This window comes from Zoogloea oryzae (assembly GCF_030161255.1).
GTDB classification, from domain to species: Bacteria; Pseudomonadota; Gammaproteobacteria; order Burkholderiales; family Rhodocyclaceae; genus Zoogloea; species Zoogloea oryzae.
This window is the reverse complement of the sequence record NZ_BSPX01000089.1, coordinates 1-16,355: the sequence shown is the minus strand read 5'-3', so window position 1 is coordinate 16,355 and position 16,355 is coordinate 1. Positions and strand designations below refer to the sequence as shown.

13 protein-coding genes are annotated in these 16,355 nt (G+C 68.6%); 8 read left to right on the top strand and 5 right to left on the bottom strand.

All coding sequences use genetic code 11. The features are described 5' to 3' along the window. The 5 genes from QQK25_RS20090 to QQK25_RS20070 all read right to left on the bottom strand — a co-directional run. The coding region (locus QQK25_RS20090; RefSeq protein ID WP_284189553.1) for an FAD-dependent oxidoreductase at positions 1-336 on the bottom strand (336 nt) is incomplete at its 3' end. Between the two features lies 1 nt (position 337). Beyond that, positions 338-1,654: a Xaa-Pro aminopeptidase gene (gene pepP / locus QQK25_RS20085; RefSeq protein ID WP_284189552.1), complete on the bottom strand. Its 1,317-nt coding sequence runs from the start codon at positions 1,652-1,654 to the stop codon at positions 338-340. 107 nt (positions 1,655-1,761) lie between these two features. Beyond that, the gene (locus tag QQK25_RS20080) at positions 1,762-3,540 is read right to left on the bottom strand and encodes a YncE family protein (protein WP_284189551.1); all 1,779 of its coding nucleotides are present in this window, start codon (positions 3,538-3,540) and stop codon (positions 1,762-1,764) included. 127 nt (positions 3,541-3,667) lie between these two features. Beyond that, positions 3,668-4,348 (bottom strand): N-acetylmuramate alpha-1-phosphate uridylyltransferase MurU, encoded by a 681-nt coding sequence (murU, locus tag QQK25_RS20075; protein ID WP_284189554.1) that lies wholly within the window; start codon positions 4,346-4,348, stop codon positions 3,668-3,670. A 19-nt stretch (positions 4,349-4,367) separates the two neighbouring features. Then, positions 4,368-5,366 (bottom strand): aminoglycoside phosphotransferase family protein, encoded by a 999-nt coding sequence (locus tag QQK25_RS20070; RefSeq protein ID WP_284189550.1) that lies wholly within the window; start codon positions 5,364-5,366, stop codon positions 4,368-4,370. Between the two features lie 81 nt (positions 5,367-5,447). Here QQK25_RS20070 and lptD point away from each other — a divergent pair, with 81 nt between their 5' ends. The 8 genes from lptD (at position 5,448) to QQK25_RS20030 (ending at position 16,196) form a co-directional block, all read left to right on the top strand. Further along, positions 5,448-7,973 (top strand): LPS-assembly protein LptD, encoded by a 2,526-nt coding sequence (gene lptD, locus QQK25_RS20065; protein ID WP_284189549.1) that lies wholly within the window; start codon positions 5,448-5,450, stop codon positions 7,971-7,973. A gap of 17 nt (positions 7,974-7,990) precedes the next feature. Beyond that, positions 7,991-9,286 carry a peptidylprolyl isomerase gene (locus QQK25_RS20060; RefSeq protein WP_284189548.1) on the top strand — a complete coding sequence of 432 codons (1,296 nt, stop codon included), beginning with the start codon at positions 7,991-7,993 and terminating at the stop codon, positions 9,284-9,286. A 107-nt stretch (positions 9,287-9,393) separates the two neighbouring features. Further along, positions 9,394-10,377, top strand: coding sequence for a 4-hydroxythreonine-4-phosphate dehydrogenase PdxA (gene pdxA / locus QQK25_RS20055; protein WP_284189547.1), 984 nt, complete (start codon positions 9,394-9,396; stop codon positions 10,375-10,377). Continuing rightward, positions 10,374-11,252: a patatin-like phospholipase family protein gene (locus QQK25_RS20050; RefSeq protein ID WP_284189546.1), complete on the top strand. Its 879-nt coding sequence runs from the start codon at positions 10,374-10,376 to the stop codon at positions 11,250-11,252. The genes pdxA and QQK25_RS20050 overlap by 4 nt, the downstream gene beginning before the upstream one ends. A 52-nt stretch (positions 11,253-11,304) precedes the next feature. Continuing rightward, positions 11,305-12,096, top strand: coding sequence for a 16S rRNA (adenine(1518)-N(6)/adenine(1519)-N(6))-dimethyltransferase RsmA (rsmA, locus tag QQK25_RS20045; protein WP_284189545.1), 792 nt, complete (start codon positions 11,305-11,307; stop codon positions 12,094-12,096). Between the two features lie 213 nt (positions 12,097-12,309). Further along, positions 12,310-12,522 carry a hypothetical protein gene (locus QQK25_RS20040; RefSeq protein WP_284189544.1) on the top strand — a complete coding sequence of 71 codons (213 nt, stop codon included), beginning with the start codon at positions 12,310-12,312 and terminating at the stop codon, positions 12,520-12,522. Between the two features lie 220 nt (positions 12,523-12,742). After that, on the top strand, positions 12,743-14,008 hold the full coding sequence (locus tag QQK25_RS20035) for an HlyD family secretion protein (protein WP_284189543.1): 1,266 nt from the start codon (positions 12,743-12,745) through the stop codon (positions 14,006-14,008). Positions 14,009-14,033: 25 nt separating this feature from the next. Continuing rightward, positions 14,034-16,196: a peptidase domain-containing ABC transporter gene (locus QQK25_RS20030; protein WP_284189542.1), complete on the top strand. Its 2,163-nt coding sequence runs from the start codon at positions 14,034-14,036 to the stop codon at positions 16,194-16,196. Positions 16,197-16,355: the final 159 nt, after the last annotated feature.

Below are 16,355 nucleotides of genomic sequence, written 5' to 3'. Positions count from 1 at the left end.
GTCGTCCAGCGCCGCGGCGAGGGGGCCGGCGCCGACCAGGTAGCCGATGGCCGGCTGGCCGTCGCCACGGGCGTCGAGCACGGTGCGGCCGAGCCCGCCCTGCTGGGAGACGTGGATGGTCTCGATGGGCGTGGCGGGCAGCTGCGACCAGATGCCCAGGCGCTCCAGGGTGAGCCGCGTGCCGTGGGACAGGGCCAGCACCCGCGGGTCGTGCCGTGCGGCGCCGCGGGCACGGGCGTCCAGCAGCAGGATGTCGAGGCCGGCGTCCTTGAGGGCCAGCGCCAGGGTCATGCCCACCGGGCCGGCGCCGACGATGGCGATGTCGTGTCGTTCCATTTCAGCGCGCAGCCATGATGGCTTCGATGTCGGCCACGGACTTGGGCGTGGCGTGGGTGATGATGTCGCAGCCGGTGTCGGTGACGAGGGCGTCGTCCTCGATGCGGATGCCGATGTTCCAGAAGGCTTCGGGCACGCCTTCGGCGGGGCGGATGTAGGTGCCGGGCTCGACGGTGAGCACGTTGCCCACCTCAAGGTTGCGCCACTCGCCTGCCTGCTTGTATTCGCCGGCGTCGTGCACGTCGAGGCCCAGCCAGTGGCCGGTGCGGTGCATGTAGAACTGGCGGTAGCTGCCGGATTCGATCACGCCATCGAGGCTGCCGGTGAGGAGGCCGAGATCGAGATAGCCCTGGGCGAGCACGCGCACCGCGGCGTCGTGGCCGGCGTTCCAGCTGGCGCCGGGGCGGATCTCGGCGATGGCGGCGGCCTGGGCGGCGAGCACCAGCTCGTACACCGCCTTCTGCGGTCCGCTGAAGCGGCCATTCACCGGAAAGCTGCGGGTGATGTCGGAGGCGTAGCCGTCGAGCTCGCAGCCGGCGTCGATCAGCAGCAGGTCGCCATCGGCCAGCTGGCGGTCGTTCTCGACGTAGTGCAACACGCAGGCGTTGGGGCCGGTGGCGACGATGGAGCTGTAGGCCGGCGCCTGGCTGCCGTGGCGGCGGAATTCGTGGATCAGCTCGGCCTCGACTTCGTATTCGAAGACGCCGGGGCGGGCGGCGCGCATGGCGCGGATGTGGGCACCGGCGGAGATCTCGGCAGCGCGGCGCATGGTGGCGATCTCGGAGGCGTCCTTGATGAGGCGCATCTCGTCGATAAGGCTGCGCACGTCGCGGATCTGGGCCGGGGCGTGGGCGCCGGTGCGGGCCTGGGCGCGCACGCGGTTGAGGGCGTCGGCGATGCGGCGGTCCCATTCGGGCTCGTAGCCGATGGAGTGGAACACTGCGGGCTGGTTGGCGAGGAGCTGGCCGAGCTGCTCGTCGAGCTCGTCGATGGGGCGGGCCTCGTCGAAGCCGAAGGCGTCGCGGGCGGCATCGGGGCCGAAGCGGTAGCCGTCCCAGATCTCGCGCTCAACGTCTTTGGTGCGGCAGAACAGGATGCTCCGGGGCGTATCGCCCGCCACCAGCACCAGCACCGCCTCGGGTTCGCGGAAGGCGGTGAGGTAGTAGAAGTAGCTGTCGAAGCGGTAGGCGTAGGTGGTGTCGCGGTTGCGATGGCGCTCGGGCGACGTGGGGATGACCGCCACGCCGCCACCGGCGGCCTGCATGGTGGCGAGAAGCCGCGCGCGGCGGGCCTGGAACGGAGCGATGTCTACGGGCATGGGGCAGAACCGGTGATGCGTCGGGAACCGGCGAGGATATGCCGCTTCCGCCCCTGCTGACAATCGCCGGACGCGGCGGGGAAGGCCGCGCCCGGCGGATTGGGGGCTTACTGGAGCATCGGGCTGTTGAACAGCCAGATGGCGGTGGCGGGCTGGGTGCGGTAGTTGCTGCCGAGGCGGATCGCCACCTGGCCGGCTGCGCCCGGGACGAGCTGGCTCGGATCATCCGGACGGTACGCCGTGTTGAAAGTGAGCACCGTGACCGTTGCGAAGCTCGTGGTGTCGACCGTCACCAGTTTTCCGGTGCCGCTATTGACAACGCACACCAGCCGGTTGGCTACCCGCAGGGGGCGACAGCTGCCGTACGGGCTGGTGCCGACCAGGGCGAGGTCGCCGTCGCGGTAGATGCTGCGGCCAATGAGGATGCCCCGACTGGTCCAGTCCACATCGCGCAGGCTGAAGTCTCCAGTGGTGCCGGTGGAGTTGGCCATCATCAGGCCGTCGCCACGGACCGACATGGCGTAGAGGTTGTACCCGCTGGTCTCGTCGTCGTAGCCATATACCGCCGCGCCTGTACCGTTGAATGCGACGGGGCCGATCGCTGCTCCGGTCGGCATGAAGCCGCCCGCGATCTGCGGCTGGAGCGTGCCGGTGCGCAGGAGGGCAACACCCGCGCTGCCAGGGGACGACTGAGGATCAAAAAGGGAGACGGCGATCACGTCGGCTTCTGCTGGCGAGGCGGCGATGGACTTGGCCACCAGTTGTCGTGCGAAGTAGGAGGAGGTGGGCAGGCGCGTCCGGTACTGTTCGGTCATGCCGGGCAGGCTGAGCTTGACCACTTCGCCGCTGCCGTTCAGGCCCACGTAGAGGGCCGAACCATCCGGCGCCAGGGCCATCGCAAAGGGTTCCGAACCGACGGCGAGAGAATTGCTGACCGCCCCGGTGGCAGCGTCGATGGTGGCGATGCTGTTGCCGGTGCCGGCCACACTGCCGGGAATCGACGCGTAGTAGCGGTTGCGGGTGGCATCGAAGACGAGGGCGTTGTGGGTCAGGGTGAGTTTGGTGACGGTGCCGTCAGGCGGCGGCTCGAACAACGTCGTGCCGCCGACAGTGCCGCTCGCGATGCGCAGACGGTACGGCGCGATGACGGTTGCGTTGCTGGAGTCCACTGCCGTGCGGTCGGCCTGCACGAGACCGATGCCCGGCGCCCACCAGGTCTCTTCGGTGGCGGTGACGGTGTAGGGGGTGTTCGCCAGGGACGAGGGCGAGAGGGTCAGCGCCGTGACGGTGCGGAAACGCGCGGTCTCGGCGGCGCCTTGCGGCAGCGCCATGTTCTCGAGGCCGACGAGCTGTTGGGTGATCTCCAGCCGGAAACTCTCGTTGATGCCGTCGCCGTCCGCATCGGCACCCCAGTCACCCTGCCGGACGATGCTGCGGGTGGCGCCCGTCGGGTAGAAGGGCTCGGGATACATCAGGAGCTCGCCGATGAGGGTGCGTGCGGCGGCGGGCGTGCTGCCGTCGGTGAAGTCGGGCACTGCCAGGCCGGCGGCGGTACGGCGATAGGTCTCGGTGTCGGGCAGGCCGCTGCCGACGCGCTCGGAAATCGTGTAGCCGTCGGCGGTGGTGCTGCTGACTGTGCGGGTGACCAGGTTGCTTGTCGTGACGCCGCTCTGGATGTAGTCGTAGGTCCAGCTGTCGCCCGCCGCGGCCGGGAAGTAGTTGCGGCTGCGCAGGTCCAGCCGGTCGCCGACCGGGTTGGTGTCGGACACCAACTGGGGCAGGGGCGCACGGGCGGTGGGTGACGAACCGCCACCGCCTCCGCCGCATGCGGTGAGGATGGCGGCGGCGGCCAGTGTGATCAGGTGGCGCAGGTGCCTGGCGCGCATTGTTGTTCTCCCGATGATGAAAGGTGCTGTCTCGCCACAAGGCGGCAGCGGATTTCACCTTATTCTCTCTGAATTACAGCGTGTTGATCCAGGGCAAATATCGGGGGCGACAGGTTTGGGGGTTTGTTCAGTCGGCGCGCAGGCTGGCGTCGAGCTCGGCGAGGCGCTGGGGCGTGCCCACGTCCACCCAGCGGCCGTCATGGCGGGCGCCGGTGACCTTTCCGGCGGCCATTGCGGCGCACAGCAGCGGGGCGAGCTTGGCGGGCTGGTCGGGGGCGACGCCGGCGAAGAGGGCCGGGTGGTAGGCGCCGATGCCGGAGAAGGTGAGGCGTTCGCCGCGGCCGTCGTCCGTCACGTGGCCGTCGGGCAGCAGGCCGAAGTCGCCGCCGGGGTTGTGGGCGGGGCTCGGCACCAGCAGCAGGTGGGCGAGCGGGCCGTCGGCAGCGAGGCCTTCAGCCACCCGGGCGAGGGCGGCGAAATCGGCGTCGCAGAACACGTCGCCATTCACCACGACGAAGGGCGCGTCACCCAGCAGCGGCAGGGCGCGGGCGATGCCGCCGGCGGTTTCCAGCGCCGTGCCTTCCGGCGAGTAGGCGATGGGCAGGCCGAAGCGCGCGCCGTCGCCCAGCGCGTCCTCGATCATCTGGCCCAGGTGGGCGTGGTTGATGACGAGGCCAGTGACCCCGGCTGCCGCGAGGCGTTCGATGTGCCAGACGATCAGCGGCTTGCCGCCCGCCGCCAGGAGCGGCTTGGGGCAGGTGTCGGTGAGGGGGCGCATGCGTTCGCCGCGGCCGGCGGCCAGGATCATGGCTTTCATCGCGGGGCGCTCAGAAGGAGTAGCCGACTTCGGTGACGGTGGGCTCGAGCTGCTCCAGCAGGCGCAGCAGGGGCTTGAGTTCGCCGTAGCGCTCGCAGGCCTTGCGCAGGTATTGCATGACGAGCGGCATGTCCTTCAGGTAGCCGTCCTTGCCGTCGCGGTGATACAGGCGCGCGAAGATGCCCAGCACCTTGATGTGGCGCTGCACGCCCATCCATTCGAAATCCCGGTGGAACTCGGCGAAATCCGGGCGCACCGGCAGGCCCAGGCGGCGGGCGGTTTCCCAGTAGCGGGCGAGCATGTCGAGCACGAAATCCTCTTCCCAGTGGATGTAGGCGTCCTTGAACAGGGAGGCGAGGTCGTAGGTGAGGGGGCCGTAGACGGCGTCCTGGAAGTCCAGCACGCCGGGGTTGGGCGTGCTCACCATCAGGTTGCGGCAGTGGTAGTCGCGGTGCACGAAGACCCGCGGCTCGGCGAGGTTCACGTCGACGATGCGGTCGAACACGTCGTAGAGATCGGCGGTCTGCTTCTCGGTGAGGGTGACGCCCTTGTGGCGGCCCACGAACCACACCGGGAAGAGCTCCAGCTCGCGCATCAGCAGCTCGCGGTTGTACTCGGGCAGCACGCCGGGGCGGCTGGCGAGCTGGATCGAGATCAGCGCGCCGAGGGCTTCGGCGTACAGGTTGTGGGCGTTGTCCTTGGTGAGGGCCTGCAGGTAGGTGGTGCTGCCCAGGTCGGACAGGAGCAGGAAACCGTCTTCGAGGTTCTGCTTGTGGATGTGCGGCACATGCACGCCGGCGGCACCGAAAAGCTCGGCCACCTTGATGTAGGGCCGGCAATCTTCGTGGGCGGGCGGGGCGTCCATGACGATCAGCGGCACGGAATCGTCAGCGAATGTAACCCGGAAGTAGCGCCGGAAGCTGGCGTCGGCGCTGGCCGGAGCGATTTCAAAGGCGCGGCCGGGAAATTCGGCGGCGATCCAGGACTGGAGTTGTTGGCGTCGTTCCACGGGAGTCGGTGAGGCGTTCGTGTAAAATCACGCAGTTTATCAAACCATGCGGTCGGCTCGCCGGCTGGTTCCTGTCCCGGGATGAAACCTCGTACCCAGTTGCGCTTTCTGTCGATCGCCCTGTTCGCCTTGTGGGGGCGTGCCGGAGCCGAAACGCTTCCGCCCTTCTTCGTGTCGCCTGCACTGCTCGGCCCCGCGCCGACGCCGGCGGCCGCACCGGCGGTCTCCGATCCGGCCCCCGCGGTGGTCTCCGACAAACAGGCCTTGAAACCGGCCCCGACGCCGGCCGCCGCCACGTCCAGGCCCGCAGCCAAGGCTGCCGACAAGCCCGTGTCGCCGGCCCGGGTGAGCCGGGGCGTGCCCGTAGCGGTCGCGCCAGCCCCCGTCCAGGCGCTGAAGCCCGGCACCACGGTCATCACCGGCGACAAGGTGTCGGGCCTGCAGGATGTGGACGCGGTTGCCGAAGGCGCCGCCGAGCTGCGGCGCGACAACACCCGCGTCGAGGGCGACAAGCTCCACTACTTCGAGCTGACCGATGAGGTCGAGGCCACCGGTAACGTCAAGGTGACCCGTGGCGGCGACCGCATGAGCGGGCCCCACATGCGCATGAAGGTGGAGGAGCAGGTCGGCACCTTCGATTCACCCGAATACGTCATCAGCCGCCCGGGCCGCCCGGCGCCGCCGGGGCAGATCCTGCTGCCGGGGCAGTCTGTGCCGCGCGCCCAGCAGCCCCTCACCGGCCACGGCTCGGCCGAAAGCCTCGAGCTCGAAGGCGAAAACCAGTTCCGCTTCCTCAACGGCACCTGGACCAGCTGCAAGCCCGAGCGGCCCGACTGGTACATCCGCGCCAACGAGCTGCAGCTCGACTACGACCGGGAAGTGGGCGAAGCCAAGGGCGGCACCCTGGTGTTCAAGGGCCTGCCCCTGGGCTACCTGCCGTGGGCGGATTTTCCGCTGTCGGAAGCGCGCCGCTCGGGCGTGCTGTCGCCCACCTTCGGCACCTCGAACAAGGTCGGCGTCGATCTGTCGGTGCCCTACTACTTCAACCTGGCGCCCAACTACGACGACACCCTCACGCTGCGCTACATGGGCTTGCGCGGCCTGCAGATGCGCAACGAAACGCGCTACGTCACGCCGACTTACCGGGGCATCACCTACCTCGAATACCTGCCCAACGACCAGGTCGAGCAGCGCAGCCGCTACGCCGGCACGATCCGCCACGATCACAATTTCGGCGATGGCTGGGCGGGCAACATCAACTTTGCCGGGATCTCCGACCCGAAGTACTTCACCGATCTCTCCACGCGCCTGACGCTCACCTCCACCGTCAACATCCCGCGTCAGGCCAGCCTGACTTACGGCGGGGGCGGCTGGTGGAACGCCAGCGCGATGCTGCAGTCGTTCCAGACCCTGCCCGACACCCTCACCGGCGTCCGCTCCGAGCCCTACAAGCGCCTGCCGCAGCTCACCCTCAACGCCCTGCGGCCCGAGCTGCCCGGCGGCACCACCTTCCACCTGGCCAGCGAGTTCGTCTCGTTCTCGCACCCGACCCAGACCGAAGGCCGCCGCCTCACGCTCTACCCGCAGCTGTCGCTGCCGCTGCAGACCTCCGCTTTCTACGTGACGCCCAAGATCGGTGTCCACGCCACCCGCTACGACATCGACTACCGGGGCACGCCCACCGGCGACACCGGCCAGTCGCGCTCGCTGCCCATCTTCTCGGTGGATTCCGGCGTGACCTTCGAGCGCGACACCAGCTTCGGCGGCCGGGATTACATCCAGACCCTCGAGCCGCGGGTGTACTACCTCTACGTGCCCTACACCGACCAGTCGAAGATCCCCAACTTCGACTCCGGCTTCTACGACTTCAACTTCGCGCAGATCTTCGCCGAGAACGTCTACACCGGCGGCGACCGCATCTCCAACGCCAACCAGGTCACCACCGCGCTGCAAAGCCGCCTGATCGACCCCAACACCGGCGCCGAGACCGTGCGTGCCGCGCTGGGCCAGCGCTACTACCTGGTGGATCAGCGCGTCGCCCTCGCTGACGGCGCGCCGATGCGAACCGGCAAGCAGGCCGACCTGCTGGCCGCCTTCAGCGCCACCTTCATGCCCAAGTTCCAGTTCGACACCGCGTGGCAGTACAACCCGCGGGACAACTGGACCGAGCGCTTCAATGTCGGCGTGCGCTTCCAGCCCGCCTACGCCCGGGCGGTGTCGGTCAGCTGGCGCTACAAGCACAACTACTCCACCGACCCCAAGTCGCCCGACGGCTTCCGCGATCTGGACATCTCCGGCCAGTGGCCGCTGTGGGGCAACCTGTACGGCGTCGCCCGCTACAACCGCAACCTGCGCGACCACCGCCTCACCCAGGGGATCGCCGGTATCGAATACAACGCCGGTTGCTGGGTGTTCCGCGGCGTGGTGCAGCAGCTCGTCACCACCTCCACCGACGTGAACCGCTCGTTCTTCTTCCAGCTCGAGTTCAACGGCGCCGGCAGCATCGGCTCCAGCCCGCTCACCATGCTCAAGCGCAACGTGCCCGGATATGGGAAGATCAACGAGGGCTCGACGCCCTACGTTGGCAGCGACGACGACGAATTCTGAAAGACCACCCCAACCCCATGAAACTCATCGCTACCCTGATCGCAGCGTCCCTGTTTGCCCATGCCTCCCTGGCCGCCAGCCCAGTCGAGGTCGACCGCATCGTGGCGGTCGTCAACAGCGAGGTGATCACCAAGGCCGAGCTGCGTCAGCGGGTCGAACAGGTCACCCGCCAGCTCAGCCGCCAGGGCACGCCGCTGCCGCCGTCCGACGTGCTCGAGCGCCAGGTGCTCGAACGCCAGATCATCGAACGCCTGCAGATCCAGCTCGCCGGCGAAACCTCCCTGCGGGTGGACGACGTCACCCTCGAACGCGCCCTGGGTCGCATCGCCGACAACAACAAGCTGTCGATGACCGATTTCCGCAAGGCCCTCGAGAAGGACGGCATCACCTGGGAACGCTTCCGCGAGGAAGTGCGCAACGAGATCCTCCTCGGCCGCGTGCGCGAGCGTGAGGTCGAGAGCCGCATCGTGGTGTCCGACGCCGAGGTGAACAACTTCCTGTCCCACCCCGAGAACGTGGTCGGCCAGGCCGAGTACAACCTCGCCCACATCCTGTTCCGCGCCCCCGAAGGCGCCAGCCCCGAGCAGCTCGCCCGCCTGCGCGCCAAGGCCGAAGACGTCGCCGCCCGCATCGCCCGCGGCGAAGCCTTCGACAAGCTCGCTGCCAGCTATTCCGACGCGCCCGACGCCCTCTCCGGCGGCAACATCGGCTGGCGCAGCGCCGAGCGGCTGCCCGGCCTGTTCGCCGAGGCCGTCGCCAACCTGCGTCCCGGCGAAGTCACCCCGATCCTGCGCAGCGCGGCGGGCTTCCACCTGGTCAAGATGATCGAGCGCAAGGGCGGTAGCCAGGGCGTTCCGCCCGCCCAGGTGCAGCAGACCCATGCCCGCCACATCCTGATCAAGACCAGCGAAGTGGTGTCCGACGCCGACGCCAAGCGCCGCCTCATCGACCTGCGCGAGCGCGTCGTCCAGGGCGGTGCCAGCTTCGCCGATCTGGCCCGCCAGCACTCCGCCGACATCTCCGCCGCCAAGGGGGGCGATCTGGGCTGGATCTACCCGGGTGACACCGTGCCCGATTTCGAGCAGGCCATGGACGCCCTCAAGCCCGGCGAGCTCAGCCAGCCCGTCAAGTCGCCCTTTGGCTGGCACCTGATCCTCGTCGAGGAACGCCGGGTGCAGGATGTCTCCGACGACCGCAAGCGCGCCGCCGCCCGCAACGCCCTGCGCGAGCGCAAGTCCGACGAGGCCTACCAGGACTGGCTGCGCCAGCTGCGCGACCGGGCCTACGTCGAATACCGGCTCGAAGACAAGTAAGCCGCCCGACTCGACGGCCCCCGCCGTCGGGCCGGCGGTGATTCCCGAAAAAGGGCTGGCCCAGGTGCCAGCCCTTCGCCCTTGAAGCTCCCGAACCCCAGAACATCATGTCCCATCCCATCCTGGCCATCACCAGCGGCGAGCCGGCCGGCGTCGGTCCCGATCTCTGTGCGGCGCTGCCGCGGCGCGAGTGGCCCGCCCGGCTGGTCGTGCTGGGCGATCGGGCGATGATCGCAGCGCGGGTTCATGCCGTCGAACCCTCTGTCGACGTGATCGACTACCAGCCCGGCGGCAGCGCCCGGCCCGGGGCGATCGAAGTCCTCCACGTGCCGCTGGCCGCGCCCGCCGTGCCCGGCAGGCTCGACGCCGCCAACGGCCGCTACGTGCTCGACATCCTCGACCGGGCCATCGCCGGCTGCAAGTCGGGCGAGTTCGCCGGGATGGTCACCGCGCCGGTGCACAAGGGCATCATCTGCGATGCCGGCGTGCCTTTCTCCGGCCACACCGAATACCTCGCCGAAGCCACCGGCACGCCGCTGGTGGTGATGATGCTGGTGGGTGGCGGGATGCGCGTGGCGCTGGTCACCACCCACCTGCCGCTGAAGGACGTGTCCGCCGCCATCACCCGGCCGCTCCTCACCGACACCCTGCGCATCCTCCACGCCGATCTGGTGCGCGACTTCGGCCTGCCGGCGCCGCGCATCCTCGTCGCCGGGCTCAACCCCCACGCGGGCGAGGGCGGCCACATGGGCACCGAAGAGATCGACACCATCATTCCGGTGCTCGAGCAACTGCGCGCCGAGGGCATGGATCTCGTCGGCCCGCTGCCCGCCGACACCCTGTTCGTGCCCCACACCCTGCAGCAGGGCGACGCGGTGCTGTCGATGTTCCACGACCAGGGCCTGCCGGTGCTCAAGCACGCCAGCTTCGGCGGCGGCGTCAATGTGACCCTCGGCCTGCCGATCATCCGCACGTCGGTCGACCACGGCACCGCACTGGATCTCGCCGGCTCCGGCCGTGCCGATCCGGGCAGCCTGTTCGCCGCCGTCGAGCTGGCGATCACCATGGCGAAGGCGCGGGGGCGGTCATGATCGACCGTCGTCGCATCCTGCTGGGCGGGTTTGCCGCGCTGGGCCTCGCGGCCTGCGGCGCCCAGCCCGTCAAGCCCGAGCCGCGCTTTGCCCGCAAGCCGAAGATCGCGCTGGCCCTGGGCGGTGGCGCGGCCCGCGGTTTTGCCCACATCGGCGTCATCAAGGCGCTGGAGACCAGCGGCATCGCGCCCGACATCGTGATCGGCACCAGCGCCGGCTCGGTGGTCGGCGCCCTCTACGCCGCCGGCCACGGGCCCTTCGAGCTGCAGAAGCTGGCGATCCAGCTCGATGAGGCGTCCGTCACCGACTGGAGCCTGTTCGACCGGGGCGTGATCAAGGGCGAGCGGCTGGAGCAGTTCATCAACGCCAACGTGGGCAACCGTCCCATCGACGGCCTCAAGCGCCGCTTTGCCGCGGTCGCCACCGATCTGGCGAGCGGCGAGCCGATCGTCTTCCAGCGCGGCAACACCGGCACCGCGGTGCGCGCCTCGTCGGCTATCCCCGGCGTCTTTCCGCCGGTCGTCATCGGCGGGCGCGAATACGTAGACGGCGGCCTGGTGGCGCCGATTCCGGCCCGCGAGGCGCGCGCGCTGGGCGCCGATCTGGTGATCGCCGTGGACATCTCGTCGCGCCCCAGCGGCAAACGCAACCAGGGCACGCTGGATCTGCTCCTCGACACCATCTCGATCATGGGCGGGGCGCTCGGCAAGCACGAACTCACCGCCGCCGATGTGGTGATCCGGCCCGAGCTGCGCGGCCTGCCGGCCACCAATTTCCAGCAACGCCACGAGGCCATCCTCGAAGGCGAGAAGGCCGGCTTTGCCGCCGTGCCGCGGGTGCGCGAGGCCCTCGCCGCCTGGGAGCGCAGAAACTGAACGCCGCCGCCCGACGGGCCGGCGCTGCCATTTTTACCGGAAGGAAACCCGGATGAGCGAGCAACATCAGGCGCGCAAGCGCTTTGGCCAGAACTTCCTGTCCGACCCCAACATCATCCGCAAGATCATCGAGGCGATCCGCCCGAAGGAGGGCGACCGCATCGTCGAGATCGGCCCGGGCCTCGGCGCGATGACCGAGCCGCTGATGGAGGCCATGGACCACCTGCACGTGGTGGAGATCGACCGCGACCTGATCGCGCGCCTCAAGGAGAAGCACTCGCCCGAGCGGCTGACCATCCACGAGGGCGACGCGCTGAAGTTCGACTTCGCCAGCATCGTGCCCGACGGCGTGCCGTTGCGGGTGGTGGGCAACCTGCCCTACAACATCTCCACGCCCATCCTGTTTCACCTGGCCGAGTTTGCCGAGAAGGTGAAGGACATGACCTTCATGCTCCAGAAGGAGGTGGTGATGCGCATGGTGGGCGAGCCGGGCACCGAGGAATACGGCCGCCTGTCGGTGATGCTCCAGTACCGCTTCAACATGGCCCGGCTGTTCGACGTGCCGCCGGGCGCCTTCCGGCCGGCGCCCAAGGTGATGTCGAGCATCGTGCGGATGGTGCCGCGCCCGGCGGCCGAATGCACCGCCGACGACTACGCGCTGCTGGGCAAGATCGTCACCGCAGCCTTCGGCCAGCGCCGCAAGACCCTGCGCAATACCCTGCGGGATTATCTGGATGAAGCGGATTTCACCGCGCTGGCGATCGACCCCGGTCTGCGCGGCGAACGCCTGAGCGTCGAGGACTTCGTGCGCATCGCCAATCACGTGGCGAAAAAATCGGGTTAATCGGCAAAAACCGGAAATTGACAGCGTTTAAAGATGTCTTTCGGGTGGTTTTGTTAGTTGCTGTCAAATTTGAAAAATAGGCTTCCAGGGGCGTGAATACATCACGGCCCGCCCGGCAGGGGACGAATAGATTGGAGGTGTCGCAGCGAAACCCACTTCGGGGCGCTGCGGCAAACAAAATTTTCGCCTTCAATCAACCAAGTGAGGTTTCAAATGGCTATTCGCGAACTGTCCGCCAAGGAAGTCCAGAACGTTTCCGGTGGCACCTTCTGTCTGCTCGGTGGCCTGCTGTCCTTCAAGCTGAACCTGCTCTCCAGCCTGTTCAAGTCCTGCAGCACCCCGGCCCCGACGCCCTGTCAGCCGGCCCCCACCCCCTGCAAGCCGGCTCCGACCACCTGCTACACCGCCCCGAAGTACGGCTGCTGATCGCTGCTGAATCGGGTTGAGCCGGTCGCCTTTTGAGGTGCCCGGCACCGATGGGCCACCCCGATTCTCGAGGTGGCCCGTTGTCATTTCCAGGTAGTAGGTCATTTCGCACGCTTTGGCCGGATTGGCGCTGTTCCCTATGGAATTGTTCTTCGCCCGTTTCGGGCAGCGCTGCCATCCTGCGTGCCATGACCCCGTCCAGCGCTGATTGCCGCATCCCGTGAACGACGATTCCCTGTTTCGAACCGAAGCCCTCGAGGCTCAGCGGACCAACTGGCTCGGGCCTGTGGTGCTGGCCCAGCCGCTGTCCTTTGCGGTGTTCGCGCTGGTCGCAGCCCTGTGCGGCGTGGCGCTGATCGCTTTTTTCGCCTTTGGCAGCTACACCAAGCGCGCCACCGTGCCGGGCCAGCTGCTGCCCGCCGGTGGATGGTCGAAGGTCTATCCCCGCGAGGCCGGGGTGGTGATCGAGAAGCGCGTGCAGGAAGGGCAGGCCGTGCGCCAGGGGGACGTGCTCTTTGTGCTGTCCCTCGACCGCCGGAGCGACACCGCGTCCAGCGGGCTGGCCGGCATCTCGGAGCAGGTCACCGCCCGGCGCAACAGCCTGCGCGCCGAGCTGGGCAAGACCGAGTCCCTGCAGATCGAGCAGCGCGCGAACCTGCAGCGCAAGGAGGTCGCCTTCGATGCCGAGCTGCGCGTGATCGCCCAGTCCATCGACGGCCAGAAGAGCCGCGTCGCGCTGGCTGAGGACACCCTGCGCCGCTACAAGGGCCTGCTCGACAAGGATTACATCGCCGCCGAACAGGTGCAGCTGCGCGAGGCCGACCTGATCGACCAGCGCTCGCGCCTGCAGGCGCTGGAGCGCGACCGGCTCAACGTGCAGCGCGAACTCACCCTGCTGCGGGGCGAGCTGACGCGCCTGCCGCTGGAGCAGTCAAAGCAGATTTCCGAGCTGCGCCGCGGCCTGTCGAGCACCGATCAGGAGCTGGTCGAGAGCGAACTGCGCCGTCAGGTGCTGGTGGTTGCCCCGCGGGATGGCGTGGCCACGGCGGTGACCGCCGAAGTGGGCCACAGCGTCGATGGCAGCCGGCCGGTGGTGTCCATCGTGCCGCCCGGCGGGCGCCTCCAGGCCTACCTGTTTGCGCCGAGCAAGGCGGTGGGCTTCGTGCGCGAGGGCGACCGGGTGATGATCCGCCTCGATCCCTATCCCTATCAGAAGTTCGGCCACCTGCCCGGCCGCGTGGCCCAGGTGGCGCGGGTGTCGCTGTCCAGCCAGGAGCTGTCGGCCCTCGGCCTGATGAGCGAGACAGCCAGCGCCGAGCCCGTGTATCGCATCACCGCCGACCTGGACGCCCAGACCATCCAGGCCTACGGCGAAGCCCGCCCGCTGCAGGTGGGCATGCAGCTGCAGGCCGACATCATGCAGGAGCGCCGCAAGCTCTACGAATGGGTGCTCGAGCCCCTGCTCAGCATCACCGGCAAGCTGTGACGCCGACTTCATCCCGATCCCGCCCATGTCCCTGATCCCGAGCCTGCCCCCTTTCCTTGGCCGCAGCCTGCCGGTCATCCTGCAGACCGAAGCCACCGAGTGCGGCCTCGCCTGCCTCGGCATGGTGGCCGGCTACCACGGCCGACGCACCGATCTGGCCCAGCTGCGCCGGCAGTTTTCCATCTCCCAGCATGGCGCCACCCTCGGCCAGCTGATCGGCATCGCGGGCGCCCTGGGCCTTGCCAGCCGGCCGCTGCGGCTGGATCTGGAAGACCTGGACCAGCTGCGCACGCCGTGCATCCTGCACTGGAACCTCAACCATTTTGTGGTGCTGAAGAAGGCGACCCGCCGCGGCCTGCTCATCCACGATCCGGCCAGCGGGCTGCGTCGGGTGAGCCTGGACGAGACCTCGCGCTGCTTCACCGGCGTGGCGCTGGAGCTGTGGCCGTCGGCCGAGTTCCGCCCCTCCGCGCCGCCGCCGGCGATCCGCTTTCGCGATCTCATCGGCCGTGTCGACGGCCTGCTGGGCGCCGGTGCCCAGGTGCTGGCGCTGGCGGTGGTGCTGGAGATCTTCGCCTTGGTCAGCCCCTTCTACCTGCAGTGGGTGATCGACCACGTGCTGGTGTCGGCCGACCGCGATCTGCTTACCACGCTGGCGCTGGGCTTCGGGCTGCTGCTCATCATTCAGGAGATCTTCGGCGCACTGCGTTCGTGGATCCTGCTGCACATCGGCACCAACCTCAGCCTGCAGTGGCGCACCAACGTGTTCGCCCATCTGGTGCGGCTGCCGGTGTCGTACTTCGAGCGCCGCCACCTGGGCGACATCGTGTCGCGCTTCGGGGCGGTGGACGAGATCCAGTCCAAGCTCACCGCGTCCTTCTTCTCGGCGCTGATCGACGGGTTGATGTCGGCGGTCACGCTGGTGATGATGTTCATCTACAGCCCGCCGCTGGCCTGGCTGGCGGTGGGGGCGATGGTCGCCTACGGGCTGATCCGCGCGATGTGGTTCCGCCCGCTGCGCCTCGCCACCGAGCAGGAGATCGTCCATCACGCCAGCCAGCAGTCGCACTTCCTCGAGACGGTGCGCGGGATCAAGGCGGTCAAGCTGTTCCAGCGCCAGAACGAGCGGCGCTCCAGCTGGCTCGGGCTGGTGGCCGAGCAGGTCAATGCCGGCGTGCGCACCCAGCGCCTGTCCATCGCCTTCCAGACCACCAACGGGCTGCTCTTCGGGCTGGTCGGCATCGCCATCCTGTGGATGGGCGCCCGGTTGGCCCTCGACGGGGCGATGACGGTGGGCGTGCTGATGGCGTTCAAGGCCTACAAGGACCAGTTCGACAACCGGGTGGCGGGCCTCGTCGAGAAGTTCTTCGAGCTGCGCATGCTGCGCCTGCAGGGCGAGCGGCTGGCCGACATCGTGCTTACCAAGCCCGAATCCGCCCCGGCCCTGGCGCAGACCACCGACACCGTGCCGGTGCCGGAGATCCGCCTGCAGGGCGTGCGCTTCCGCTACGCCGAGACCGACCCGTGGGTTGTGGACGGCATCGACCTGACCATCCCGCCGGGTCAGTCCATCGCCTTCGTGGGCCCGTCGGGCTGCGGCAAGACCACGCTCATCAACCTGATCCTCGGCGTGTTTCCGCCCGCCGAGGGCGACGTGATGATCGGCGACAGCAGCCTGCGTCGCAACGGCGGCGAGGCGATGCGCAGCGTGGTGGGCACGGTGATGCAGGACGACACGCTGTTCGCTGGTTCCATCGCCGACAACATCTGCTTCTTCGACCCGGCGCCGGACCGCGCCCGCATCGAGGAATGCGCCCGCATGGCCCAGGTGCACGACGAGATCGCGGCCCTGCCGATGGGCTACAACACGCTGGTGGGCGACATGGGCACGGTGCTCTCCGGCGGGCAGAAGCAGCGCCTGTTCCTGGCCCGGGCGCTCTACAAGCGGCCGCGCATCCTGATCCTCGACGAAGCCACCAGCCACCTGGATGTGGAAAAGGAGCAGGCCGTGAACCAGGCCATCCAGTCCCTCAACCTCACCCGCATCCTCATTGCCCACCGGCCCGAGACCATCCTCAGCGCCGAGCGCGTGGTGGCCCTGCATGGCGGCAAGGTGGTGGAGGACATGACCATCACCGAGCTGCTGGCCCGCCAGAACAGCGCCCGGGCCGTGGCGGAGGCGTCGTGATGCGGCGCCTCGCCCTGGCTTTGATGCTGGCTGCCACGTGGGGCAGCGCCGCCGCCTTCGACCCGCTGGTGAGCGGGCGCGATCTGGCTGGTCTGCCGCCGCCGGGCGAGCTGCCGCTGGATGCCGATGTGGTGGGCGGCCCGGCGTGCCCGGGGCCGC